The 24950-nt window shown below is 73.0% G+C and carries 23 protein-coding genes; 10 read left to right on the top strand and 13 right to left on the bottom strand.

Going from position 1 to position 24950, the window contains the following annotated elements; translation table 11 throughout:
- Positions 1 to 12 precede the first annotated feature (12 nt).
- A complete protein-coding gene (locus Q8791_RS25135) occupies positions 13 to 636 on the top strand; it encodes a Uma2 family endonuclease (RefSeq protein ID WP_330094276.1) in 624 nt (207 codons plus the stop codon).
- Between the two features lie 62 nt (positions 637 to 698).
- Here the strand turns inward: Q8791_RS25135 and Q8791_RS25140 are convergent, their stop codons facing one another.
- Entirely contained in the window at positions 699 to 959 is a 261-nt protein-coding gene (locus Q8791_RS25140) for a hypothetical protein (protein ID WP_330094277.1), read from the bottom strand.
- 16 nt (positions 960 to 975) lie between these two features.
- The gene (locus tag Q8791_RS25145; protein ID WP_330094278.1) at positions 976 to 1884 is read right to left on the bottom strand and encodes an SPFH domain-containing protein; all 909 of its coding nucleotides are present in this window, start codon (positions 1882 to 1884) and stop codon (positions 976 to 978) included.
- Positions 1885 to 1989: 105 nt separating this feature from the next.
- On the opposite strand from Q8791_RS25145, the gene Q8791_RS25150 reads away from it, so the two are divergent.
- Positions 1990 to 2487 carry a PH domain-containing protein gene (locus Q8791_RS25150; protein ID WP_330094279.1) on the top strand — a complete coding sequence of 166 codons (498 nt, stop codon included), beginning with the start codon at positions 1990 to 1992 and terminating at the stop codon, positions 2485 to 2487.
- Positions 2484 to 4331 (top strand): PH domain-containing protein, encoded by a 1848-nt coding sequence (locus Q8791_RS25155; protein WP_330094280.1) that lies wholly within the window; start codon positions 2484 to 2486, stop codon positions 4329 to 4331. The genes Q8791_RS25150 and Q8791_RS25155 overlap by 4 nt, the downstream gene beginning before the upstream one ends.
- A gap of 54 nt (positions 4332 to 4385) precedes the next feature.
- Here Q8791_RS25155 and Q8791_RS25160 read toward each other — a convergent pair whose 3' ends face one another.
- Entirely contained in the window at positions 4386 to 4745 is a 360-nt protein-coding gene (locus tag Q8791_RS25160) for an STAS domain-containing protein (protein ID WP_330094281.1), read from the bottom strand.
- A 451-nt stretch (positions 4746 to 5196) separates the two neighbouring features.
- On the opposite strand from Q8791_RS25160, the gene Q8791_RS25165 reads away from it, so the two are divergent.
- From Q8791_RS25165 to Q8791_RS25185, 5 genes are all read left to right on the top strand, one after another.
- Complete coding sequence (locus Q8791_RS25165) at positions 5197 to 5733, top strand: NUDIX hydrolase family protein (RefSeq protein ID WP_330094282.1); 537 nt, start codon at positions 5197 to 5199, stop codon at positions 5731 to 5733.
- 144 nt (positions 5734 to 5877) lie between these two features.
- Positions 5878 to 6567, top strand: coding sequence for a hypothetical protein (locus Q8791_RS25170; RefSeq protein WP_330094283.1), 690 nt, complete (start codon positions 5878 to 5880; stop codon positions 6565 to 6567).
- Positions 6530 to 7231: a TetR/AcrR family transcriptional regulator gene (locus Q8791_RS25175; protein WP_330094284.1), complete on the top strand. Its 702-nt coding sequence runs from the start codon at positions 6530 to 6532 to the stop codon at positions 7229 to 7231. Before Q8791_RS25170 ends, Q8791_RS25175 begins: the two co-directional genes overlap by 38 nt.
- A gap of 10 nt (positions 7232 to 7241) precedes the next feature.
- Entirely contained in the window at positions 7242 to 7898 is a 657-nt protein-coding gene (locus Q8791_RS25180) for a nucleoside/nucleotide kinase family protein (protein WP_330094285.1), read from the top strand.
- A 294-nt stretch (positions 7899 to 8192) separates the two neighbouring features.
- Positions 8193 to 9539: an MFS transporter gene (locus Q8791_RS25185; protein ID WP_330094286.1), complete on the top strand. Its 1347-nt coding sequence runs from the start codon at positions 8193 to 8195 to the stop codon at positions 9537 to 9539.
- Between the two features lie 76 nt (positions 9540 to 9615).
- Here Q8791_RS25185 and Q8791_RS25190 read toward each other — a convergent pair whose 3' ends face one another.
- From Q8791_RS25190 to Q8791_RS25215, 6 genes are all read right to left on the bottom strand, one after another.
- Positions 9616 to 10254, bottom strand: a complete 639-nt coding sequence (locus tag Q8791_RS25190; RefSeq protein WP_330094287.1) for an HAD-IA family hydrolase — start codon at positions 10252 to 10254, stop codon at positions 9616 to 9618.
- A 126-nt stretch (positions 10255 to 10380) separates the two neighbouring features.
- Positions 10381 to 11595, bottom strand: coding sequence for a fumarylacetoacetase (gene fahA / locus Q8791_RS25195; protein WP_330094288.1), 1215 nt, complete (start codon positions 11593 to 11595; stop codon positions 10381 to 10383).
- Positions 11596 to 11692: 97 nt separating this feature from the next.
- Complete coding sequence (locus tag Q8791_RS25200; protein WP_330094289.1) at positions 11693 to 12589, bottom strand: hypothetical protein; 897 nt, start codon at positions 12587 to 12589, stop codon at positions 11693 to 11695.
- Positions 12586 to 13794, bottom strand: coding sequence for a homogentisate 1,2-dioxygenase (locus tag Q8791_RS25205; RefSeq protein WP_330094290.1), 1209 nt, complete (start codon positions 13792 to 13794; stop codon positions 12586 to 12588). The genes Q8791_RS25200 and Q8791_RS25205 overlap by 4 nt, the downstream gene beginning before the upstream one ends.
- Before the next feature lie 145 nt (positions 13795 to 13939).
- The gene (locus tag Q8791_RS25210; RefSeq protein ID WP_330094291.1) at positions 13940 to 15661 is read right to left on the bottom strand and encodes an FAD-dependent monooxygenase; all 1722 of its coding nucleotides are present in this window, start codon (positions 15659 to 15661) and stop codon (positions 13940 to 13942) included.
- A gap of 114 nt (positions 15662 to 15775) precedes the next feature.
- The gene (locus Q8791_RS25215; RefSeq protein WP_330094292.1) at positions 15776 to 16738 is read right to left on the bottom strand and encodes an MBL fold metallo-hydrolase; all 963 of its coding nucleotides are present in this window, start codon (positions 16736 to 16738) and stop codon (positions 15776 to 15778) included.
- 429 nt (positions 16739 to 17167) lie between these two features.
- Between Q8791_RS25215 and Q8791_RS25220 the strand changes: the two genes are divergently transcribed.
- Entirely contained in the window at positions 17168 to 17707 is a 540-nt protein-coding gene (locus Q8791_RS25220) for a MarR family winged helix-turn-helix transcriptional regulator (protein WP_330094293.1), read from the top strand.
- 120 nt (positions 17708 to 17827) lie between these two features.
- Positions 17828 to 18883, top strand: coding sequence for an aminotransferase class V-fold PLP-dependent enzyme (locus Q8791_RS25225; RefSeq protein WP_330094294.1), 1056 nt, complete (start codon positions 17828 to 17830; stop codon positions 18881 to 18883).
- A 56-nt stretch (positions 18884 to 18939) separates the two neighbouring features.
- Here Q8791_RS25225 and Q8791_RS25230 read toward each other — a convergent pair whose 3' ends face one another.
- From Q8791_RS25230 to kdpB, 4 genes are read right to left on the bottom strand one after another with little or no spacing between them, the layout of a single operon-like run.
- On the bottom strand, positions 18940 to 19647 hold the full coding sequence (locus Q8791_RS25230) for a response regulator transcription factor (protein WP_330094295.1): 708 nt from the start codon (positions 19645 to 19647) through the stop codon (positions 18940 to 18942).
- The gene (locus tag Q8791_RS25235; protein ID WP_330094296.1) at positions 19644 to 22145 is read right to left on the bottom strand and encodes a sensor histidine kinase; all 2502 of its coding nucleotides are present in this window, start codon (positions 22143 to 22145) and stop codon (positions 19644 to 19646) included. The genes Q8791_RS25230 and Q8791_RS25235 overlap by 4 nt, the downstream gene beginning before the upstream one ends.
- Complete coding sequence (gene kdpC, locus Q8791_RS25240) at positions 22142 to 22762, bottom strand: potassium-transporting ATPase subunit KdpC (protein WP_330094297.1); 621 nt, start codon at positions 22760 to 22762, stop codon at positions 22142 to 22144. Before kdpC ends, Q8791_RS25235 begins: the two co-directional genes overlap by 4 nt.
- 24 nt (positions 22763 to 22786) lie before the next feature.
- The gene (kdpB, locus tag Q8791_RS25245; RefSeq protein ID WP_330094298.1) at positions 22787 to 24949 is read right to left on the bottom strand and encodes a potassium-transporting ATPase subunit KdpB; all 2163 of its coding nucleotides are present in this window, start codon (positions 24947 to 24949) and stop codon (positions 22787 to 22789) included.
- Position 24950: the final 1 nt, after the last annotated feature.

Below are 24950 nucleotides of genomic sequence, written 5' to 3' on the forward strand. Positions count from 1 at the left end.
TGAGGAGGCATGATGGCAGTTATGACTATCGGCAAGACCCACCTCGGGCCAGGGCCGCTCACCGTGGACGACCTACAGCACACGCCGGACGACGGGCGGCGCTACGAGCTGGTCGACGGGCGGCTTGACGTGTCTCCCGCACCCGCCAGCCTGCACACTCTGACCACCGGTCGCCTCACCGCCCACCTGAGCTACGCAGCCCCCGTGGGGATGCTCGTGATGGACGGTCCGGGGGTGACCCTCGACTCGGAGCGGACACGGCACCGGATCCCGGATGTGGCCGTGATCCGGAACGAGGACTTCCAGATGCCCTACACGACGAAGCCTCCGGTACTGGCCGTCGAGGTCGTCTCCCCCGAGAGCGTCTTCCGGGACCACCACACCAAGCGCCGCGAGTACGCGGAGTTCGGCATCCCCTCGTACTGGGTCATCACGCCCGACAGTGACAAGGCGAGCATCATCGAACTGCGGCTGGAGAACGGCGAGTACACGGAGGTCTCGGCGACGTTCGGCGAGGAGGTCTTCGAGACGGACGCACCGTTCCCGGTCCGGATCGTCCCCCAGTGGCTGCTCAGGCTCGACGGCGACTGGCGCGCGCACATCGGCGGCGCCGAGGAGCCCCCGGCCGAGGACTGACGGTCCACAGCGAGCGGCGCCGGGCACCCTGGGGTGCCCGGCGCCGCCGTTCGCGGGGGGTGTCACTCCTCGGCAGGGCCGGGGGTTCCCCCGTCACGGGGTTCCTCCGCGGAATCGTCCTCCTCCGGCCTGGACCTGCGCGGTCGGCCGCGACGGGGGATGACCCCGGCCTCCTTCGGCATCCGTCCCGCGTCGTCCAACGCCCGACGCAGGAGGAACTCGATCTGTGCGTTGGTGCTCCGCAGCTCCTGCCCGGCCCACCGCGCGAGCGCGTCGTGGACGGCGGGGTCGAGCCGCAGCAGCACCTTCTTACGATCGGGCACGGCCACCTCACCCGGTTTACTGGTACAGGGTCCCGGTGTTGACGACGGGGCTGGCGGGACGGTCGGAGCACAGCACCACGAGCAGGTTGCTGACCATGGCGGCCTTGCGCTCCTCGTCCAGCTCGACCACATTCTCCGCCGACAGGCGGGCGAGTGCGCGGTCCACCATGCCGACGGCGCCCTCGACGATCTCCTGCCGGGCCGCGATCAGCGCGCTGGCCTGCTGGCGCTGGAGCATCGCCTGGGCGATCTCCGACGCGTAGGCCAGGTGGGTGAACCGGGACTCGACGATCTTGACGCCCGCGGCCTCGACCCGCTCACCGACCTCCTTGGAGAGCTCCTCCGTGATGAGGTCCGCGCTGCCGCGCAGGGAGCGGCTGGTGTCGGTGTCATAGGAGTCGTACGGGTAGTGGCCCGCGATGTGGCGGACCGCCGCCTCGGTCTGGATGGAGACGAACTCGACGAAGTCGTCCACCTCGAAGGAGGCCCGCGCGGTGTCCTCGACCTGCCAGACGATGACGGCGGCGATCTCGATGGGGCTGCCGGAGGCGTCGTTGACCTTCATGACGGAGGTCTCGTGGTTGCGGATGCGGGTGGAGATCCCCTTCCGCAGGGTGAAGGGGTTGACCCAGCGCAGGCCGTCGGTGCGGATGCTGCCGACGTAGCGGCCGAACAGCTGGACGACCTGGGCCTCGTTGGGCGCGACCATCGTCAGCCCGAACAGGAGGCCGAGGCCGACCAGGCCGACGACGACGCCGACCGCGACCAGGGGGCCGGGCAGCCCGATGACCGGCGACAGGGCGACACCCGCCCCGACCAGGATCAGCACGACGCTGATCACGGCGAACAGGATCCCGTCGCGGCTCTTCGCGGTGTTCTCTCGGTACTGGGGCGCCGGTACGACCGGCTGGCTGGTTTCGGCCATCTCATCTTCCGTTCTCTTCAAGGTGATGACTCGAGCATAGCATTGTGATATCACTTTTAATAGCGAACGGCCTCCAGGGCCCTGATGAGAGGAGACATGGACGCGATGAGCACAGACGCCCCGCGCCTCCGCCCGCCGCACCACCGCGTGGACAGACGGGCGATCCGGTGGTGGACGACGCGGTCACTGGCCGTGACCGTCGGCCTCACCGCGCCCCTCGTGGTTCCCGCGGTCATCTGGGAGGCTCCGCGGATCTGGTTCCTGGTCGCCGCCGGCGTGGTCGGGGGGATCGGGCTGCTGATCACCTTCCTCATGCCGCAGTGGCGCTACCGCGTCCACCGGTGGGAGGTCACCGACACCGCCGTCTACACCTCCAGCGGGTGGATCTGGCAGGAGTGGCGCGTCGCGCCGATGTCGCGCATCCAGACCGTCGACACCGCCCGGGGGCCCCTCCAGCGGATGTTCGGCCTGTCCAGCATCACCGTGACCACCGCGTCGGCGGCCGGTCCGATCGAGATCGCCGGACTGGACCACGCCCAGGCGACCGAGGTGGCCGAACGGCTCACCGAGACCACCCAGGCGACCCCGGGAGACGCGACATGAACCCCCCCGACGACAACGGACGCCCCCCGCGGGAGAACGCCCCGGGGCCCCCGCCCCCACCCGCGGACCTCCCGGCGCACGACGGCTCCCCCGACGCGGGGCAGGCCGCCGGAGCGCAGACCCGCTCCCCCGCCGGTGCCGACGGCGCGGACACCCCGGAGTCGGAGGGCTGGCAGGGGCTGCACCCGCTGAGCGTGTGGGCGAACGCCCTCGTCGTGGGCGCGTTCCTGTTCTTCGCGGCGATCGTCGCCATTGTGGTCCTGGTGGTCGTGGGACAGGCCCTGTGGGGCCTCGCGGTGTTCGGCGGAACGCTCGCCCTGTTCGGGCTCCTGACCTACCTCGACCTGCTGGGACTGCGCGCGACCCGCTACCGGGTCACCGCCGAGCGCATCGAGATGCGGTCCGGCATCATCGCCAAGGCGTACCGCTCCGTCCCCCGCGAGCGCGTGCGCAGCGTGGACGTCGCTGCGCCCCTCTACGCGCGGGTCCTCGGACTGTGCTCGGTGACGGTCGGTACCGGTGAGAAGGTCGCGGAGGGCGCCGAGCAGTTCCAACTGACCTACGTCACCGCGGGGCAGGGCGAGTCGCTCCGCCGCGAACTCCTGTACCGGGGCGCCCCCCGGCCCGCCGGGAGCACCGCCGCCGACGGCGGGAGCCCCTCCGCGGAGGACGGGGAGTTCGAGGTCGAATTGGCCAGGCTCGACCGGCGCTGGTTCGCCTTCGCCCCCGTGACCACCGCGACCGTGGGCATCGGCCTCGGTGTCATCGTCACGCTCCTGGGCGCGAACGCCCAGGCCAACGGTGCGCCCTGGCGGTGGATCTCCGACCGGGCGAACCTGCCCAGCGGTGAGGAGATGGCCTCGTTCGTCGTGTCCCAGGTCCTGCTCGTGGCGCCCCTGGCCCTGCTGGGCCTGTTGGTCTCCGGAGTGCTCATCGTGACCGCCGTGGCGGTGGAGACCTGGTGGGACTACCGGCTCACCCGTGATGCCGACGGCACCGTGCGGCTGCGCCGCGGCCTGCTCACCAGCGTGTCCCTGTCGGTGGAGGGGCGCCGCCTCAACGGTGTCACCCTGCACGAACCGTTCCTGCTGCGCTCGGCGGGGGGCGCGGACGTGCGGGCGGTCGCGACCGGGCTGGGCTCCGCCGACGACGAGGCGGCCAAGGCCAAGAGCCGCCTGTCCCCGTCGATGCCGCGCCGGCTGGCGCGCGGGCTGGCCGCCGACCTGATGCAGACGCAGGACTCGCCCCTGGACGCCCCCCTGAACGCCCACCCGAGGGCGGCGCTGCGCCGCCGGTTCACGCGTGCGGGATACGTCACCGTGCTCGCTCTGGTGCTGGCGGGCGCCCTGGCCTGGCTGCACACACTCGCGTCCGCGGCGTGGTGGGAGGCCGCGCGCAGGATCGAGGAGTACATCATGCCCGTGCCGCTGGCCGTCCGCGCCGCGGAGACCGCGCCGACCTGGGGCTGGGCGGTGGCCGCGGTCCTGGCCGGCGCGGCGGCGTTCTGGTACGCGCTCGGCTCCTACCGGGGGCTCGGCCACGGGCTGCACCCGCGCTACCTGGTGGTCCGGCAGGGAATGGCGGTGCGCAGGACGGTGACGCTGGAGCGGTCGGCGGTGATCGGCTGGCGGATCACCCGGTCGCCGTTCCAGCGGAGGCTGGGCCTGGCGGACGTGGCGGCGACGACGGCCGCCGGCGCGGGGACGTACGCGGCGGTGGACGTGGGGCTGGGCGAGGGACTGGCCTGGGCCGACGAGGCGGTCCCCGGACTCCTGGCGCCGTTCCTGGTGCGTGGCGGCGACGGGGGCCCGGAGGGCGGGGACGGCGCCCCGGGCCCGCTCTGACCGTCGTGCACCGGTCCGGGGCCCCGTGTCACGGGGCCCCGGGCCTGTGTCGGCTCACTGTCCGCCGGGGACGGTGTCGCCGATCGGGTCGCCGTTGACCCGAAGTCCGCTGGTGTGGGTCAGTGCCATCTCCAGGATCGGGTAGATCTCGAACAGGCGCCCCATGCCGAGTGCCTCGAGCACGCGCGCGGCGATGGGCGCGGGTTCGGCGAGCACCACGTGGCGCCCTTCAGCGGTGAGGGTCCTGAAGACCGACACGAGGGCGCTCACACCGCTCGCGTCGAAGAAGTCGAGCCCTGACATGTCCACGACCAGGCAGTCGCACCGTGAGGCGTGCGCGGCCTGGAGCAGCCGATCGCGCATGCGGTCGGCGGTGGCGAGGTCGACCTCGCCGTGGACGGGTACGACCGTCACACCTGTACAGCGGAAACGCTCCTGGGCAGAGAACCGGGCATCCATCACCACTCGGGCCACCTCTCACCGGACGTAACCTTTCCACTACGCAACCGCGTACGAGATCGTAGCCTCTACAGAGAAGCCCTGGGAGGCTTTCCATGAGAAAAACCCGCGAAATCTCGCCGATGTAGCCACCCGGACAGGTTGGTGTCACCCTGTCCTGAGATGCCGGGTCGCGCGGCGGCGGGGTCCGCGACTCCGGACCCTTCCTCATCTCTCTCGGACACTCCCGAAACCCGCTCCGCACCGTGCTTTACGGTCGTGAATGCGGTAGAAGCAGTACATGTGACACCCGGTGTCCGCGCCCACGGGCGGGACCCCCGGGCCGACCTCAGGGACAGCAAGACGAAGGGAGGGAGCGGTGACCGCAGCCCGGCCCCGCGGCCGGGGGGCACCCACCGCGCACCCGATGACCGAAACCGCCGACACACAGCCCGGCTGGCTCGCCCCCGAGGAACTGGAGAGCGTCCGGGGCCGGATGCCCGTCCTCTACGTCCAGGCGGTACCCGTCCGGGTGGACGAGGCGGGCCAGGTGACCCATGTCGGCCTGCTCCTGCGCGCCACCCCCGACGGAAGCTTCCAGCGCTCGGTCGTCTCCGGCCGCGTGCTGTACCACGAGCGGGTGCGCGACGCCCTTCTCCGGCACCTGGAGAAGGACCTGGGCCCGGTCGCCCTGCCGCGCATCCCCGGTTCGCCGCAGCCGTTCACGGTCGCCGAGTACTTTCCCACCCCGGGCGTCACCCCGTTCCACGACGCGCGCCAGCACGCGGTGGCACTGGCCTACATCGTCCCGGTCTCGGGAGACTGCGAGCCGCGGCAGGACGCACTGGACCTGGAGTGGTTCACCCCGGAGGAGGCGACCAGCGCGCAGCTGCGCGAGGAGATGACGGGCGGCCAGGGGGTGCTGCTGCGCCAGGCCCTGGCCTACGTGGGCCACGCCCCCTGAGCCGTACTCCCGACAGCCGCGGTCGTGTCCCGTACGACCTGCGGGGGGCCGGCGCCGGAGATCCTCCGGCGCCGGCCCCTTCTCATGCGGCTCTCCAAACGTTATTATGACTGACCAGTCAGTCATTCAAGGATCGGAGACGCCGTGACGACCGACCGCCCCCGCCCCCTCGCGCCCGCCGCACCCGGACACGGGCCGCGCGCCACCCCCCGGAGAACGTCACGCCCCGGCCCCCTCGCCCGTACCCGGCGGCGGGCCACGGCGGCCCTGGTCGGCTCCGACCCCTCCCCCGGCGAGGTCGCCGCCACCCTGGTCTCAGCCCTGGCGGGCACCGCCCTGGCCGTGGGCGCCTGCCTGGCCGCGGGCCTGCCCCCGGCGGCGACCGCGGTCACCGGGCTCGTCGCCTTCGACTTCTTCGGCGGCGCCGCGGCCACCTCGACCTCGGCGGCCAAACGTCGCCACCACGCGCCCGGACGCGGCCTCCGCCACCACGCGGGGTTCGTGGCCCTCCACCTCCAGCCCTTCGCCCTGGCCCTGTTCGTGCCCGGCTTCGCCTGGTGGGCCGCCGCCGCCCTGTACCTGTACGCCCTGGCCTGCGCGGTGGCCGTCGGCCTCACACCGCTCCCCCTGCGCGTGCCCGTCGCGTTCTGCGCCACCGGGACCGGTTCGGCCGCCGCGCTGCTGTTCCTGCCGGCGCCCGACGCCCTGGCGTGGCTGGCCCCCGTCATGCTCGTCAAGCTCCTGTTGGGCCATATGCTCCCCGGAGCGGCACAGGGGGAGGCGGAGAGGGGAGCCCATGGCACCGAAGAGGGTCGACCGGTCGGCGCGGCGTGAGGAGATCCTGTCCGCGGCCGTGCGCGTCTTCGCACGGCAGGGGTTCGCCGCCACCCGGATCGAGGACGTCGCCGCCGAGGCGGGGATCGCCAAGGGCAGCGTCTACCTCTCCTTCAGCAGCAGAGACGACCTGCTGGCCGCCGCTTTCGCACGGCTGGCCGACCGCTCCGCCGGCGTGCTCGGACACACCACCGCGGAGGGGGTCCCGGCCGTCGAAAGGCTCACCCGCCTCGTGCGCTCGGCGGTCGCCATGCTCGCGGACGAACCCGAGCTCACCCGCGTGATGGTCGACCTCTGGGCGGCGGGCCGCCACAGAGGGGACGCCGCCCCCCTGGACATGGCGACGGTCTACCGCGAGTACCGGGGCGCGGTCGCCGGCCTGCTGCGCGAGGCCGCCGGTGAGGGCGACCTGCGCCCCGGGATCGGAGAACCCGAGGCGACCGTGGTGGTCGGTGCGATCGAGGGCTGCCTCGTCCAGTGGCTCATGGATCCCGCCGTCCCCCTGGCCGGACTCGCCGACACCGTGGTCGGGGTGTGCCTGTCGGGCCTGCGGTCGGACGGCGCGGCCTCCCCGCCGTGCCCCCTCCCAGCCGCGCCCGTCCCGGTGACGGACACCGGAAACGGTCCGGGGGCGGGGCGGACGCAGGGGCCCTCCGGAGCATAGGCTCGTGCCCATGCCCGAACAGCTCGTCGCCGACGCTCTCGCCCTGGCCCGGGAGGCCGCCGCGGGCGGGGACCGCAGGGCCGTGCTCGGCCTGACCGGCCCTCCCGCCGCGGGGAAGTCGACGCTCGCCCGCCACCTGGTGGCCGAGATCGGCCGCGTCCTGGGGCCCGGCACCGCCGGTTACCTGCCCATGGACGGTTTCCACCTGTCCAACGCCCAGCTCGACCGCCTGGGCCGGCTCGACCGCAAGGGGGCGCCGGACACCTTCGACGCGCACGGGTACGCGGCGCTGGTGCGCCGGCTGCTGACCGAGACGGACCATCCGGTCTACGTCCCGGACTACGACCGGGCCCTGCACGAGCCGGTGGCCGCCCGGCACGTGGTCGATCCGCACACCTTCCTGGTAGTGACCGAGGGCAACTACCTCGCGAGCGACGACGAGCCCTGGGCGGCGCTGCGGGGGCTGTTCGCCGAGCTCTGGTACGTGGAGGCCGACGACGGGCTGCGCGAGCGCAGGCTGCACCGGCGCCAGGTGTCGGGCGGGGCGACCGAGGAGGCCGCCCGGGAGTGGGTGGAGCGCAGTGACCGCCCCAACGGCGAGCTGGTCAAGCGGTTCCGGGCGAACTGTACGCGGGTGGTGTCCACGGGGACCGTGCCCCGCGGGTGAGGCGGGGGACGCGTCTTCCGCCGAACGCCTCCACGCCGCGCGTGCGCCGCGGACCGCGGCCCGCTGCGACTCCGCCCCTCCCGGCGCACGGGAGGGCGCGCCGGCCCCGCGTGACACGTCTCACCCAGCGGGACGGCAACGCCCGGAACGAGCGGCCCGCGCACGCTCCACGCCCGTGCCGACGGGTGGACGCAAGCACTCCCATTGTCCACATAGCGAGACAAATGTTTCACATAGTGTCCACCGCGACTAGCATCCAGCCATCAACACCGCACTGACCTGGAAAGAAGTCCCATGACGGACGTCGCCCCACGCTCACCAGACCTGGCCGAACCACCGACCAACCCCAAGCGCAAGGTCCTCACGGCCAGCCTCGTGGGCACGTCCATCGAGTTCTACGACTTCTACATCTACGCGACGGCCGCGGTCCTGGTCTTCCCGCTGCTGTTCTTCCCCGAGGGCGACATGCTGGCGGCGCGGCTCCAGTCGCTGGCCACCTTCGCGATCGCGTTCGTCGCCCGCCCCATCGGCTCCTGGGTGTTCGGACACTTCGGCGACCGGATCGGCCGCAAGGCCACGCTGGTGGCGTCCCTGCTCACCATGGGCATCGCGACCGTCGGCATCGGCGTACTGCCCACCTACGCGCAGGTGGGCGTCCTCGCCCCCGTCCTGCTGGCGATCTGCCGGTTCGGCCAGGGGCTCGGCCTGGGCGGTGAGTGGGGTGGCGCGGCGCTGCTGGCCACCGAGAACGCCCCCGCCGGCAAGCGAGGCTTCTACGGCACGTTCCCGCAGCTGGGCGCACCGATCGGGTTCTTCCTGGCCAACGGCGTGTTCCTGATCCTGACCCAGACCATGAGCGACGAGACGTTCCTGGCCTGGGGCTGGCGGGTGCCGTTCCTGCTCTCGACGCTGCTGATCGTCGTCGGCCTCTGGGTGCGACTGACCCTGCACGAGACCCCCGCGTTCGCGAAGGTCGTCGCGTCCGGCGAGCGGGTCAAGACCCCCATCGTCGAACTGTTCCGCACCAGCTGGCGGGCGGTCGTCCTGGGCACCCTGATCATGGTCGCGACCTACGTGCTGTTCTACCTGATGACCGTGTTCTCCCTGGGCTTCGGCACCGACCCCGAGGCCGGCCTGGGCTACGAGCGCTCGCACTTCCTGGTCTTCCTGATGATCGGCGTGGTGTTCTTCGCGCTGTTCACACCGATCTCCGGACTCCTGGCGGACCGGTTCGGCCGCAAGCCCACCCTCATCGTGGTCACCGTCGCGATCATCGTCTTCGGCTTCGCGATGGGTCCGATGATGGGCAGCGGCGGCACGGTCGGGGTCATGGCCTTCCTGATCATCGGCCTGTCCCTGATGGGCCTGACCTTCGGCCCCATGGCGGCGGTCCTGCCGGAGCTGTTCCCGACCAACGTCCGCTACACCGGCGCCTCGGTCGCGTACAACATGGCGGGCCTGCTCGGAGCCTCGTTCGCCCCCTACATCGCGACCTGGCTCGCGGGCACCTTCGGCCTGGCCTGGGTCGGCGGCTACCTCGTCCTGGTCGGCGTGATCACCCTCGTGGCCCTGCTGATCAGCCGTGAGACCCGGGACGACGACCTGGACGCCATCACCGGCCGGGTGACGTCCGCCGGGTAGGCGGCGAGGACCCCCGCTCCCCCGCGAACGGGCCGGACGGCAGCTGCTGCCGTCCGGCCCGTTCGCCGTACGGCCGCTACCGGCCGAGGGCCCGCACCAGACGGTCGCGCGACGTGAAGACGTGGCCGCGCATGCCGGTCCCCTCCGCCGCGCGGACGTTCTCCTCCCGGTCGTCCACGAAGAGGATGCGCCCCGCGTCCGCTCCCAGGGCCTCCCTGCACCAGAGGTAGGCGCCCTCCTCGGGTTTGGCGTGGCCGATGCGGCAGGAGAGGCCCCGCACCCGGAAGCGCCCGAACCAGGGCTGCTCCGCCTCGTAGTGGGCCGCGAGCTCCTCGGGGATGTTGGAGAGCAGCGCCACGGTCCGGCCCGAGTCCGCCAGCTCCGCGACCAGCGAGACCATGGCGGCGTCGACAGCGCTCCAACTGGCGATGTCGGCCTCCACCAGGGCGGCGACCCGCCGGTCGTCGAAGCGGGCCCCCAGGGCCCGGGCCATCCGCCCCCAGTAGCCCGGACCGTCCACGTCGCCACGGTCGTAGTCGGGCCGCAGGTCCCAGTACGCCTTCCAGAAGGCGGAGGCGGGCCCGGGGGCGTCCGCCGCCTCCACCAGCCGGTCCTTGCCCTCCGCCGACTGGTGGCACGCGATGACGCCGAAGAGGTCGAAGAGGTCGAAGAGCACGATGTCGGGGTTCTGCCGGGGCTGTTCGGAGTTCACCATGCCGCCAGTGAACCCGACCGCCGTCCGCCCGGACAACGCGGCCCGGGGCGCGAGGCGGCCCCGTCCACACGCGAACGGCCGCGCCGGGCCTGCGGTCGGCGCGACCGTGGACGCGGTGCCTGCGGGTTACCGGGCGGGGAGGATGCGCCCCGCCACCTCTCCGAAGTGGACCAGGGTCCCGTCCGGCCCGGGGGCGGTCGCGGTGATGACCACCTCGTCGCCGTCCTCCAGGAAGGCCCGCTCGGTGCCGTCGGGCAGCCGCAGCGGTTCCTTCCCGCTCCAGGTCAGCTCCAGGAAGGAGCCGCGCTGGCCGGCCTCCGGGCCGCTGACGGTGCCGGAGGCGAAGACGTCCCCGGTGCGCAGTGAGGCGCCGTTGACGGTCATGTGGGCGAGCTGCTGCGCGGCCGTCCAGTACATCTGGGCGAACGGCGGGTTCGACACCACGTGCCCGTTGAGCCGGACCTCCAGACACAGGTCCAGCCCCCAGGGCCGGGTCCCTCGGAGGTAGGGCATCGGCTCGGGGTCCTGGGCGGGCTGCTCGACCCGGGCCGCCTCCAGGGCGGCGACGGGGACGACCCACGGGGAGACGGACGTGGCGAAGGACTTGCCCAGGAACGGCCCCAGCGGCACGTACTCCCAGGCCTGGAGGTCGCGCGAGGACCAGTCGTTGAGCAGGAACACGCCGAACACGTGGTCGGGGAAGGAGTCCACCTCCACGCGCTCGCCCATGGGGCTGGGCGTGCCCACCACGAAGCCGACCTCGGCCTCGATGTCCAGGCGTACCGACGGCCCGAACACCGGGGCGGGCTCGGTCGGCGGCTTGCGCTGGCCGGTGGGGCGCACGACGTCGGTGCCCGACACCACGATGGTGCCGGAGCGGCCGTGGTACCCGATCGGCAGGTGCTTCCAGTTCGGGGTGAGGGGCTCCTGGTCGGGGCGGAAGATCCGGCCCACGTTGGTGGCGTGGTACTCCGAGGCGTAGAAGTCGACGTAGTCGGCCACGGTGAACGGCAGGTGCAGGCGCACCGTCGACCGGTCCACCAGGTGCGGGCGGACGGCGTCGGCGTGGGCGGGGTCGGTCAGCCACCGGGTGAGGGCGGACCGCACCTGGTCCCACACCGGTCGCCCGGCCGCCAGCAGGGTGTCCAGGCTGGGCCGGTCCACGGTGTCCGTGAACGGGGCGTCCAGGGCGCGGGACGCGCCGCCGAGGTCCAGGACGTGTCCTCCGACGGCCACGCCCACGCGCGGTTCGGTGTCGGGGCCGGTGCTGAACACCCCGTAGGGCAGGGTGGCCAGGCCGAACTGCGCGTCCGGGTCGAGGTCGAGCCAGCTGTCGGGCATGAGCGGTGCTTTCTGGGAGTGGACGGTCGGTGGTTCGGGGGCGGTCAGGGACCGGACCGCCCCGGGAGCGGTCAGGGACCGGTCGGGAACGGGCGGCTCACCGGGGCCGGGAGGCGGGCAGGGCCCCCAGGACGACCAGGTCCTCCAGGGGCTCGGTGACGCTGCACGTGCCGAAGGAACGGAATCCTCCGCGCACGTTCTCGGCCTCCTCGTCGGTGAGCTTGGCGGCGAGCCCGGCCACGGTCGCCCCGTCGCGTTCGGCCAGGACGCCGGCGGCGTCCTCGGCGCCGCCGCCGCCGAGGAGGACGTGGGTCGCGAGCAGCACGTTGAGGAAACCGTGCTGTTCGAACCCCTCCCGGGTCGTGTGGCGGACGGCGTGGTGGAGTCCGGCGGTGCACTTGAAGGGCACGCCCAGCTCGACCGCCGTGTACAGGGACGCCGCGAGCTCGTGCTCGCCCGGGTGGGCCTCGGGGGTGAGTCCCCCGGTGCGGAACTTGGCGTTGTGGCCGGTGCCGACCAGCGACACCAGGTCGGCGCGCACGTCGCCCTCGCGGGAGACCTCCACGAACCCCTCGGCGCCGTCGGGCAGGTGGGTGCGCAGCGCCTCCGCCGCCTCGCGCGTGGTGCCGGGTGCTGCGGCGACCTCGACTCCGGCCAGGCGCAGCGCCGGATCGGCGCGGACGGCGGCGACCGCCGTCCCCACCTCCTCCGCGCCGCCCGGGACGGTGACGATCACCGCGAGGGGGGCGAGGGAGTCCTCCCGCCCGGGGTCCCCGGGGTTCGCGTGCCGGTCGTCCCCGTCCCTGCGCTCCCTGCCCAGGACGGTGCGCAGTTCGGCCACGCGGGCGTCGGAGACCAGGAAGGGTCCGACGTACGCGGCCCGTGGGCCCGCCAGGTGGGCCCGGTGGGCGGGCAGCGCCTCGCCCATCGGCGCGTTGCCGGGCGGGAACAGCGCGGCGTCGTCGAACAGCTTCCGGTACAGGACACCGCTCACGACCGCTCCCTCTTTCCTCCGGCCCAGGTCCACGCGTATCCGCCGTCGTCGCCAGCCGTGCCCCCCTCGCCCAGGTCGAGCGGGCGGAAGGTGTCCACCATGACGGCGAGCTCGTCGAAGAACTCGGCGCCGATGCTGCGCTCGTACGCGCCGGGCTGCGGTCCGTGGGAGTGTCCGCCGGGGTGCAGGGAGATGGACCCCTGGCCGATGCCGGACCCCTTGCGGGCCTCGTAGTTCCCGCCGCAGTAGAACATGACCTCGTCGGAGTCCACGTTCGAGTGGTAGTAGGGCACCGGGATGGCCCCCGGGTGGTAGTCCACCTTGCGGGGGACGAAGTTGCAGATGACGAAGTTGTGGCCCTCGAACACCTGGTGGACGGGCGGCGGCTGGTGGACGCGGCCGGTGATGGGCTGGAAGTCGGCGATGTTGAGGACGTACGGGTACAGGCAGCCGTCCCAGCCGACGACGTCGAACGGGTGCTCGGGGTAGGTGTACCGGGTCCCGGAGATGCCGCCGGGGCCGTCGCCCCTGTGCTTGATGAGCACGTCGACGTTCCGGCCCTCGGCCAGCAGCGGCTCCGAGGGGCCGCGCAGGTCCCGTTCGCAGTAGGGCGAGTGCTCCAGGAGCTGCCCGTACCTGGACAGGTAGCGCTTGGGCGGGGCGATGTGGCTGTTGGCCTCCACCACGTAGGCGCGGAGCGGCTGGTCGCCGGTGGGCACCCAGCGGTGGGTGGTGGCGCGGGGCAGGATGACGTAGTCGCCCTGGCCGACCTCCAGGAGGCCGAACACGGTCTCCACCCGGGCGGTGCCGGACTCCACGTACACGCACTCGTCGCCGATGCCGTTGCGGTACAGCTCGGAGGGCGCGCCCGCGACCACGTAGGAGATGCGCACGTCGTCGTTGCCCAGGACGAGGCGGCGCGACTCGACCACGTCGGCGGCCTTCCAGTCCTCACCGGTGAAAAGGTCGTGGAGCCGGAGGTGGCGCGGGACCATGGGCGCGTTGCGGACGCGGGCCTGGTCGGGCACCTCCCACTCGGCGGCGTCGACGATGGCGGAGGGGATGGCCCGGTGGTAGAGGAGCGAGGAGTCGGCGGAGAACCCCTCCTCCCCCATCAGCTCCTCGTAGTACAGGCCGCCCTCGGGGTTGCGGTGCTGGGTGTGGCGGGTGCGCGGCACCTCGCCGATCTGGCGGTAGTGGGCCATGGCGGTGTTCTCTCCTCACCGTGGGCTGAGACGGTCACGACGGTGGTCGTACCCGTGCTGTCCGGTTCTGGTTCGGGTGCTGGTCGGAGCTGGTCTGCGGTCCCCCGGCCCGTGCCGGGACCGTGCCCGGTGGCGGGCGGCCGAGTCAGGCTGTCGGGGCGGGGCGTTCGCGCCGGGACCGCGGCGCCCCGCCCGCCGCGGGTCCGTCCGCGGCAGTGAGACCGAGGCAGGTGCGGACGGCGGCGCCGACGGCTCCGGGGTCGTGGCCGGGGACGACGGCGGCGACGTGGGCGTCGGGGCGGACCAGCCACACCTGGCCGGGTTCGGGCGCCAGGGCCGCGGCGAGCGCGCCCGTGGTGTCGACGGCGTCCAGGTACAGGGCGGTGACGGGGGCGCGGGTGGCCTGCGTCGCGGCGGCGCGCGCGCCTTCCAGGAACCCGTCCGGGTCGAGGCCGTCCGGCGCCGGGCCCAGGAGCAGGGTCAGCCCCTCGCGCAGCAGCGGCCGGATGCGCTCCACCGCACCCGTGCCGGGCGGTGCGGCTCCGGGGGCGCCGACCGGGGCGTCGGGGAGGATCACGCCCGGGCACGGGGAGGGCGTCGTCCCCCGCGGCGGCCGTCCGCCGAAGGGGCGTTCGGGGCAGGGCGTGGTCAGGGCGGACTCGGTGTACCAGAAGGGTTCGGCGAGTCGGCCGGAGTCGACCAGGGCCCGGGCGGAGTCCTCGGTGAGGGCGCGTTCGAGCACGGTGACGCGGGTGTGGTGCTCGTCGTCGTCATGGGGGACGAGGAAGCGCATGGTGGCGCTGGTGACCTCGGCGTTCTCCTGCGCGGCGGCGTGGCGTTCGGCGTGGTAGCTCTCCAGGAGCTCCTCGTCCGCCCACCCGGCGAGGACGTAGGCGAGCTTCCAGGCGGCGTTCTCGGCGTCCTGGACGCCGGAGTTGAGCCCGCGCGCGCCGAAGGGCGCCACGAGGTGGGCGTTGTCGCCGAGCAGCAGGACGCGTCCCGAGCGCATGCGTTCGACGACGCGGGTGTGGAACCGGTACACCGAGCGCCACACGATCTCGTAGGGCGTGTCCCCGATGATCTGGCGGATGCGCCTGTCCAGGCTCCCGTCGGCCTCCTCCGCCTCCAGGTCGAAGTCGGCCGGGACCTGCCAGTCGATGCGGTACACCGAGTCGGGGCAGGGGTGGATGAGGACCTGGCGGCCGGGGTTCCACTCGGGGTCGAAGTAGAAGCGGCGTTCGCGTTCCCAACCGGGCAGGTCGGCGCGGATGTCGCAGATGAGGAAGCGGTCCTCGAAGGTGGTGCCGTCGAAGGACAGCCCGAGCGCGTCGCGGACCACGCCGCCGTGGGCGCCGAGGCAGGACAGGGCGTGGGAGCCGCGCAGGAGGGCGGGCCCCTCGGGGGTGTCGCACTCGACGGTGACGCCCTGCTCGTCCTGGGCGATGCCGGTGACGCGGTGGTTCCAGCGGGTGCGCACCCCGGCCGCGGCCAGGCGCTCGTCCAGGACCTCCTCGGTCCGGGACTGGGAGATGTTGACGAACGGGGGAAGTGGCGAGGCACCCGGGTCGGCGAGGTGGACGCTGAACAGTTCGTGCTCGCGGTAGAACGTGCGGGCCGTGTCCCAGGTCAGCCCCTCCTCCACGAGCCCGCCCGCCCCCAGCCAGTCCCACACGTCGAGGACGTCCCGCTGCTGGCAGATGGCTTTGGAGCCGACGGCGTCGCGCTCGGGTCGGCCGTCCACGAGCAGGACGGGGACGCCCCTCCGGGCCAGCAGCAGTGCCGCGGTCTGGCCGACCGGTCCCGCTCCGAGCACCAGGACGGGATCGGTGCCGGCGTCGGCGGGGGCGCGTGGAGCAGGAGGTCGCATGTCGGGCTCCGATCGGCGTGGGCGCCCCGGTCCGGGCGCGGAGTCGGTGGGTGGTGGTCGGGGCCGGCCCCGGCGGGACGCGGCACGGCCCGGGCCGGGGACCCGGGCCGGCGGTCAGCCCTGGAGCTGGGCCCACACCTCGCGGTCGCGGTCGGCCGTCCAGATGACGGGCCGCTCGATGCCCCGGAACTCGTCCCACAGTCGCGAGACGTCGAAGGGCAGGCAGTGCTCGAAGATGGGCCAGTGGCCGTAGTCGTCCTCCAGGGCCGCGTGCGTGGCGGTGAAGGCCTCCTTGAGGGTGCCGCCGCGCTCGTGGACGGCGCCGACCTCGCGGATCATCACGTCGAGGAAGTTGCGGGTCTGCTCGATGGCGGCGTCGACCTCGTCGCGGCCCCGGCTGACCGCGCCGCGTCCGCCGACGAGCATCTCCGCGCCGAGGGCCTTGACCCGGTCCAGGGTCGTCCCGGCCCAGTCCTTGTGGAAGGCGTCGCCGGTGTAGAGGGCGGCCTGCGCCTCGACGAGGTCGCCGGCGAAGAGGATCTTCTGCCGGGGCAGCCAGGCGACGATGTCGCCCTCGGTGTGGCCGCGGCCGAAGTACTCCAGGACGAGCTCTCCCCTGTCGCCGCCCAGGTCGATGGTGGTGCGGTCGGCGAAGGTCTGGGTGGGCCAGGTCAGGCCGGGCACGGAGTCGGCGTCCTTGGCGAGGCGTGGCATGCGGCCGAACTCGCTGGCCCAGTCCTCCTCGCCCCGCTCGCGGATGAGCTCGTGGGTCTTCTCGTGGGTGAGGATGATCTCGGCGTCGAAGGCGCTCGCCCCGAGGACGCGGACCGCGTGGTAGTGCGAGAGCACCAGGTAGCGGACGGGCTTGTCGGTCTGCTCGCGCAGGATCTTCAGCCAGTCGCGCGCGGCGGCGGGGGTGGCGAGGGCCTCGAAGGCGACGACGAAGTCCTCGCCCTCGATGGCGCCGACGTTGGGGTCGCCCTCCGCGGTGAGCGCGTAGACCCCGTCGGCCAGGACCTCCAGGGTCTGCGGCTTGGCCTCGGTGTCGGCGGATGAGGCGAACGGCTTGGCTGCCATGGTCTGAGGACCCTTCACTCGCTCAGGATGACCGCGGCCACCCAATTGATCAAAGGTTTGATGATTCTGACCCTAACGTGCGCCACGCCACAGGACCAAGAGACGTGGGGCCGCCTGGCCCGTGATACAGATCACACCCCCAGGCTACCCAGAGATCCGCCGCGCACCACCGCCGGCGACGCCGCGCACCCGCCCTTCCCTCACGCACCGCTCACCGCCCCGTCGGAGCGACGGGGCGCCCCGCCGCCCTCCCGGCTCCCCGCGCGGACGAGCGCGGAGCACCCCGTCCGGCGGTGCGGGAACCGCGGCCCGGGGCGTCAAAGCGACCCTCCGGGTCGACGCGACACGGAGGCGGACGCGGACCGGACGCGGGGCCGGGAATTCCCCGGGCCACGGCCCTGCGGCCCTCCAGGGTCTAGGCTTGGCGGCGTGACCCATGACACCGCACCCCCAAGCGATCTCACCTTCTGGTCATTCGTGGACTACGCGGTGCAGAAGGCCGAGGAGGAACTCCCCTCCGTCAACGCCGACGCCATGCGCATGGTCCTCACCCTCAACAGGGCCACGAGCATGGTCATCTACGACCTGGAGTCCTCCGTCCACCGCCCGCGGGGACTCACCTGGCCCGGGTTCAGGGTGATATTCGCCCTGTGGCTGGCGGGCCCCATGGAGGCCAAGACCACGGCCGAGATCTCCGGCATGAGCCGGGCGGCCCTGTCCGCGCTCCTCAACACCCTCGAACGCGACGGGCTGATCGTCCGCGAACGCGCCACCCACGACCGGCGCGCCCTCCAGCTCACCCTCACCGAGGCCGGGTACGGGGCGATCCTCGGCGGGTTCCGCGCGCACAACCGGCGCGAGACCGCCTGGGCGGCGGCCCTCGAACCCGAGGAGCGCACGGAGCTCGTCCGGCTGCTCAACAAGCTCATGGCCGGGTCCACCGAGGCCAAGGCCAAGTTCCGCAGCTGACCGCGCCCCGGGCCCCTCCCGGCCCACCGCACGCCCGCGGCGGCCCCCGCGGCGCCGCGGAGTCCGTTCCGGCCCGGATTGGCCCTTGAGCGCGGTCCCCGGGACGGCGAGCATCGGACCATGCACGATTCCAGCCGCGACCGCCTGCGCTCGGCGCAGCAGCAGTTCTCTCCCGAGACCACGTACCTCAACACCGCCACCCACGGGCTGACCCCGCGGACGGCCCTCCACGACCTGGAACGGCACCTGCGCGCGGTGGGCGCCGGGCGCTTCTCCCCCGGGGACGCGGATCCCGGTATCGCGGCGGCCCGCGGCGCCTACGCCCGCCTCACCGGCGTCCCCGTGGAACGGGTCGCGATCGGCGCCCACGCCTCCCAGTTCGTCGGGACGATCGCCGCGAGCCTGCCGCCGGGCTCCGAGGTCCTGACCGCCGCCCGGGAGTTCAGCTCGGTCGTCCACCCCTTCCTCGCCCGCGAGCCGTACGGCGTCCGGGTCCGCGAGGTGCCGCTCGACCGGCTGGCCGACGAGGTGGGCCCGGGTACGACCCTGGTCGCCGTCTCGGCGGTGCAGTCCTCCGACGGCGCCGTCGCCCCGCTGGAGGACCTGCTCGCCGCCTGCGCCGGGCACGGGGCCCGGCTGATGCTGGACACCACCCAGGCGGGATGGCTGCCTCTGCCCCTGGAGCGGGTCGACTACACGGTGTGCAGCGCCTACAAGTGGCTGCTGGGGCCGCGCGGCTGCTCCTTCCTCACCGGGACGTCGGAGGCACTCGCCGACCTCGCCCCCCTGGCGGCGAACTGGTACGCGGCCCCCGAGCCGTGGAACGCCCTCTACGGAGGCCCCCTGCGGCTCGCCGACGGGGCCAGGCGCCTGGACCTGCCCCCCGTGTGGTTCTCGTGGGTCGGGCTGACGCCCGCCCTGGAGCTGGTCGAGGAGGTCGGTGTCGAGACGATCCGCGAGCACGACGCGGGGCTCGGCGACCGGCTGCTCACGGCGCTGGACCTCGCACCGGCCGGGTCGGCGATCGTGTCCCTGGCCGTGTCCGAGGACGCCTCCCGCCGGGTCGCCGAGGCCGGGATCGCGGCGTCCACCCGCGACGGTCGGCTCAGGGTGTCGTTCCACCTGTACAACACGGAGGAGGACGTGGACCGGCTCGTCAAGGCCCTGACCGCCTGACCCGCGGGGCCGCCGCTCCGCTCCCCCGGCCGGGGAGCCCTCGGCCGGGGCGGGGCTCAGCCGTTCCCTCCGTCGGCGCCGCCCTGCCGGAACCGGTACCCCATGCCCGGCTCGGTGATGAGGAAGCGCGGCGACTTCGGCTCGGGTTCGATCTTCTTGCGGATCTGGGAGATGTACAGGCGCAGGTAGCCGGTGTCCTGCACGTGCTCGGACCCCCAGATGTCCGACAGGAGCGTCTGCCGTGTGACGAGCTTGCCCGAGTGGCGGATGAGGACCTCCAGGAGGCGCCACTCCGTGGGCGTCAGCCGGACGACCTCCGTACCGGAGGGGCCGGGGCGGGTCACGGTCTTGGCCGAGAGGTCGATGGTCAGGTCCCCCACCCGCACGACCGGGTCCGCGTCGCCGCCGACGCCCCTGCGGGTCAGGGCGCGGACCCGGGCGAGCAGCTCGTCGATGGCGAAGGGCTTGGTGATGTAGTCGTCCGCCCCGGAGTCCAGCGCCTGGACCTTGTCCACGGAGTCGGTGCGCCCGGAGACGACGAGGATGGGGGCGCTCGTCCACCCCCGGATGCCCTCGATGACCCCGACGCCGTCCAGGCGGGGCATGCCCAGGTCGATCAGGTACAGGTCGGGGCGCTGCTCGACCGCGGCCCGGAGGGCGTCGGTCCCGTTGGTCGCGACGACGATGTCGTAGCCGCGGGCGCGCAGGGTGACCCGCAGGGCGCGGAGGATCTGCGGGTCGTCGTCGGCCACCAGGATCTTCACTGGCCCTTCCTTCCACAGGCGTGCCCGTCGGCGACGGGCAGGGAGATGACCATGGTCAGGCCTCCGCCGGGGGTGTCCTCTGCGGTGAGGCCGCCGCCCATCCCCTCCACGAAGCCCTTGGACAGGGTGAGGCCGAGGCCGAGGCCGGTCGTGTTGTCGGTGTCGCCCAGACGCTGGAACGGCACGAACAGCTGGTCCCTGCGCTCGGGTGGGACCCCGCCCCCGTGGTCGATGACGCGGATCTCGACCGTGTCGCCGAACGTGCTCGTGGCCACGCGCGCGTTGAGGCCCCGCGGTGAGAACCGTACGGCGTTGGCGAGGACGTTCACGATGGCCCTCTGCAACAGGCCGGCGTCGGCGCGCACGGTCGGGAGGTCGGGGTCGAGTTCGAGGTCGACGTCGGCCGGGCCGAGGTCGAGTTCGTCCAGGGACGGCAGGATGACCTCGTCGACGTCGGTGTCGGCGAGCGCCACCACGAGCGCCCCGGCCTGGATGCGGCTGACGTCGAGGAGGTCGGTGACCAGGCCGGTGAGGGTGGTCAGGCTCTCCTCCGCGGTGGCGAGCAGTTCGTCGCGGTCCGCCGGCGACCAGCTCACCTCGGAGGAGCGAAGGCTGCTGACCGCGGTGGTCGCCGCGGTCAGGGGTCTGCGCAGGTCGTGGCTGACCGCCGACAGCAGGGCGCTGCGGACCTGGTCGTTCTGGGCCAGCGGGCCGACCTCGCTGGCGGTGTCTCTGAGGTCCTGGTGTTCGAGCGCCGCGTCGATCTGCGCGGCGATCACTCCGAGGAGCCGCCGCTCGGACGCGCCCGGGTCGGCGCCGTGGAGTTCGAGGGCGGCGCGTTCACCGACGTGCACGAGGGTGGGCTCCCCGCCCTGCGGCGGCTGCCCGGACGTGCACAGGACGCCGTCCCCGGAGCGCAGCCGTACGGCGTCGAGCCCGAAGGCCTCCCGGGTCCGGTCTACCAGGGCCTGGAGGGCGTCCTGGCCCCGCAGGACGCTGCCGGCGATCGTCGCGAGGAGCTCGGACTCCGCCCTGGCGCGCCGGGCCGCGCGCGTGCGGCGCGCGGCCTTGTCGACGATGTAGCTGACCAGTGCGGCGTTGGCGACGTAGAGGACCAGCGCGAGCAGGTGGACCGGGTGGTCGATCGAGATGGTGTGCAGGGGGTCGATGAAGAAGTAGTCCAGCGTGACCGCCGACAGGACGGCGGTGTACAGCGCGGGCCAGATGCCGCCGACGAGCGCGACGACGATGACCAGCAGCTGGTAGGTCAGGACGTCGATGACGATGGACTCGGCGCTGCGCTGGCCCGCGAGCAGCCAGGTGATGAGCGGGCCGCACAGGACCGCGAGCGCGAACCCCAGGACGCGCCGCCGGGCCGTGAGCGCGCCGCCCAGGCGCGGCAGGGCGAACCGTCCTCCGGCCGCGGCGTGGTTGACGATGTGGACGTCGATGCCGCCGGACTCCCGGATGACGGTGGCGCCGATCCCGGGGCCGGTGAGGGCGGTGGCGAGGCGTCCGCGGCGGCTGATGCCGATGACCAGCTGGGTGGCGTTCACGGCCCGGGCGAACTCGACGAGCGTCCCGGGGATGCCGTCACCGACCACCTGGTGGAAGGTGCCGCCGAGCTTCTCGGTCAGGGAGCGCTGTGCGGCGAGCGCCTCGGGACGGCCCTCGCGCAGCCCCTCCTGGCTGCTGACGTGCACGGCGAGGAGCTCGCCCCCGGAGGAGCGCGCGGCGATGCGCGCGCCCCTGCGCAGCAGGGTCTCCCCCTCGGGGCCGCCGGTCAGGGCGACGACGACGCGCTCGCGGGCCTCCCACGTGGTGTCGATGCGGTGCTCGGCCCGGTAGTCCTTCAGCGCGCTGTCCACCTCGTCCGCCAGCCACAGGAGGGCGAGCTCGCGCAGGGCGGTGAGGTTGCCCAGCCGGAAGTAGTTGGACAGTGCGGCGTCGATCCGCTCGGCCGGATAGACGTGTCCCGCCGCGAGGCGGTCCCGCAGGGCCTGCGGGGCCAGGTCGACCAGTTCGATCTGGTCGGCGGCGCGCAGCACCTCGTCGGGGACCGTCTCACGCTGGGGGACGCCGGTGATCTGCTGGACGACGTCGTTGAGGGACTCGATGTGCTGGATGTTGACGGTCGTGATGACGTCGATCCCGGCCGCGAGCAGCGTCGACACGTCCTCCCAGCGCTTCTCGTGCCGGGAGCCGGGCGCGTTGGTGTGCGCGTACTCGTCGACCAGGGCGGTCGCCGGTCCGCGCTCCAGGACGGCGTCCAGGTCCATCTCGGCCAGGCCGACGCCCCGGTGGAACACGGTCAGGCGCGGCACCGCCTCGACGCCCTCGGCCAGCGCGGCCGTGGCAGAGCGGCCGTGCGTCTCGACGACGGCGACCACGACGTCCCCGCCCTCGTCGCGCAGGCGCCTGCCCTCCTCGAGCATGGTGTAGGTCTTGCCGACGCCCGGAGCGGCGCCGAGGAAGACCCTCAGCCGTCCCTTCCTCATGAGGCTCGTGTTCCCCACCCGTCGACAACGAGGTTCAACTCCAGGACGTTGACCCTCTCCTCTCCCAGGAATCCCAGATCCCGGGGCTCGATACTACGCCGGACCAGGTCCCGGACATCCGCCTCCGTCACACCCCTCGCCTCCGCGACCCTGGGCACCTGGAGCAGTGCGTACGCGGGGCTGATGTGCGGGTCCAGTCCCGAGCCCGAGGCGGTCAGGGCGTCTGCCGGGACGCTCTCGGGGTCGACCCCCTCGAACTCCGCGACGGCCGCCCTGCGCTCCTCGACGGCGGCGACGAGGTCGGGGTTCTCCGGGCCGAGGTTGCCGCCTCCGGAGGCCCCCGCGTCGTGTCCGTCGCCGGCGGCGGAGGGCCGGGACTGGAACCACTCGGGGAGCGGTGCTCCGTCGGCGCCGGTGAAGGACTGCCCGATCAGGGACGAGCCGACGACCGTGCCGTCCTGCGCCCTGACGAGCGAGCCGTCGGCGCGTTCCGGCAGGAGCACCCGGCCGACGCCGGTCACGGCCAGCGGATAGACCAGGCCCAGGACGACGGTGAGGATCAGGAACGCCCGGAGGGCGGTTCCGTGGTGGCGGAGCAGGACGCGTGTGGAACCCATGGTGGGTGTCTCCCTTCGGGGCCGTCAGAAACCGGGAAGAAGGCTGACGGCGAGGTCGATGAGTTTGATGCCGGCGAAGGGGGCCACCACTCCGCCGAGGCCGTAGACCAGCAGGTTGCGGCTGAGGATCTGCGGCGCGCGCAGGGGCCGGTACCGGACACCGCGCAGCGCGAGCGGGATGAGGACCACGATGATCACGGCGTTGAAGACGATCGCCGACATGATCGCGGACGCGGGGGAGGCCAGGCCCATGACGTTCAGCGCGCCCAGACCGGGGAAGACCCCGGCGAACATGGCCGGGATGACCGCGAAGTACTTGGCGATGTCGTTGGCGACGGAGAACGTGGTCAGCGCCCCCCGGGTGATGAGCAGCTGCTTGCCGATGCGGACCACGTCGATGAGCTTGGTGGGGTCCGAGTCCAGGTCCACCATGTTCCCGGCCTCCTTGGCCGCCGAGGTGCCGGTGTTCATCGCCACGCCGACGTCGGCCTGGGCCAGCGCGGGGGCGTCGTTGGTGCCGTCCCCGGTCATCGCGACGAGCCTGCCCCCCTGCTGCTCCCTGCGGATGAGGGCGAGTTTCTGCTCCGGGGTGGCCTCGGCGAGGAAGTCGTCCACCCCGGCCTCGGCGGCGATCGCCTTCGCCGTCAGGGGGTTGTCCCCGGTGACCATCACGGTGCGGATGCCCATCTCGCGGAGTTGCGCGAAGCGTTCGGCGATGCCCTCCTTGACCACGTCCTTGAGGTGGATCACGCCCAGCACGGCGATGTGTCCCGAGGGCCTGCGCACCGCCACGACCAGCGGTGTGCCCCCGCTGTCGGAGATCCGTCCGACCCGGTCCTCCAGCTCCGTGCGGACGACGGGGCCCACGGGGCCCGTCTCCCGGACCCAGGCGAGCACCGCCGAGCCCGCGCCCTTGCGGATCTGGGTGCCGTCGGGCAGGTCGACACCGCTCATCCGGGTCTGGGCGGTGAAGGGGACGACCTCGCCGGGTGACGCGGCGTCCACCACCACCCCCTCGGCGCGGGCGAGTTCCACCACGGAGGTGCCCTCGGGGGTGGGGTCGGCCAGGGAGGCCAGCGCCGCGGAGCGGACCAGGTCCGGCTTCCGCACGCCCTCCAGGGGCACGAACTCGCTGGCCCGCCGGTTGCCGTGGGTGATGGTGCCGGTCTTGTCCAGCAGCAGGGTGGTCACGTCGCCGGCGGCCTCGACGGCGCGGCCGGACATGGCCAGCACGTTGTGCTGCACGAGGCGGTCCATGCCGGCGATGCCGATGGCGGACAGCAGGGCGCCGATGGTGGTGGGGATCAGGCACACGAGCAGCGCGACCAGGACGGGGACGCTGACCGGCGCCCCGGCGTAGGAGGCGATCGGGTGCAGGGTGAGGGCGACGACCACGAAGACGACCGACAGGCTCGCCAACAGGATGTTGAGCGCGATCTCGTTGGGGGTCTTCTGCCGCTCGGCGCCCTCGACCAGGGCGATCATCCTGTCGACGAAGGTCTCCCCCGGCCTGGAGGTGATGCGGACGACGATCCGGTCCGAGAGCACGCGGGTGCCACCGGTGACGGCGCTGCGGTCGCCGCCGGACTCGCGCACCACGGGCGCGGACTCCCCGGTGATCGCCGACTCGTCCACCGAGGCGATGCCCCAGACGATGTCGCCGTCGCCGGGGACCGGTTCTCCCGCCGAGACGGCCACGACGTCCCCGGGAGCGAGGTCGGCCGAGGAGACGGGGCGTGTCCCGGTGTCCTCCGCGGAGGGGTCGGCTTCCGGGTCGTAGCCGACCACCAGGTTCGCCGCGGTACTGGTCCGGGTCCTGCGCAGGCTGTCGGCCTGGGCCCTGCCCCGGCCCTCGGCCACGGACTCGGCCAGGTTGGCGAAGACCACGGTCAGCCAGAGGCAGCCGGCGATCGCCCAGGTGAAGCCCGCCGGGATCGGCGAGCCCCCGGACGCCTCGGGGCCTCCGAGGAAGGGTTCGGCGACCGCCATGGCCGTGGTGAGCGCGGCCCCGACCTCGACGACGAACATGACGGGGTTGCGGTACATGATCCGCGGGTCGAGCTTGCGCAGCGCCCCGGGGAGCGCAGCGGCGACCTGGGCCGGTCCGAACGCCCTGCGGCGGGCTCCGGTCGCGGGGTCGGCGCTCGGCGGCGCCTCGGCGACGGGTGTGCGGGATGTCGTGGTCATG

The organism is Nocardiopsis codii, assembly GCF_036327455.1.
In the GTDB taxonomy this organism is placed as follows: Bacteria; Actinomycetota; Actinomycetes; order Streptosporangiales; family Streptosporangiaceae; genus Nocardiopsis; species Nocardiopsis codii.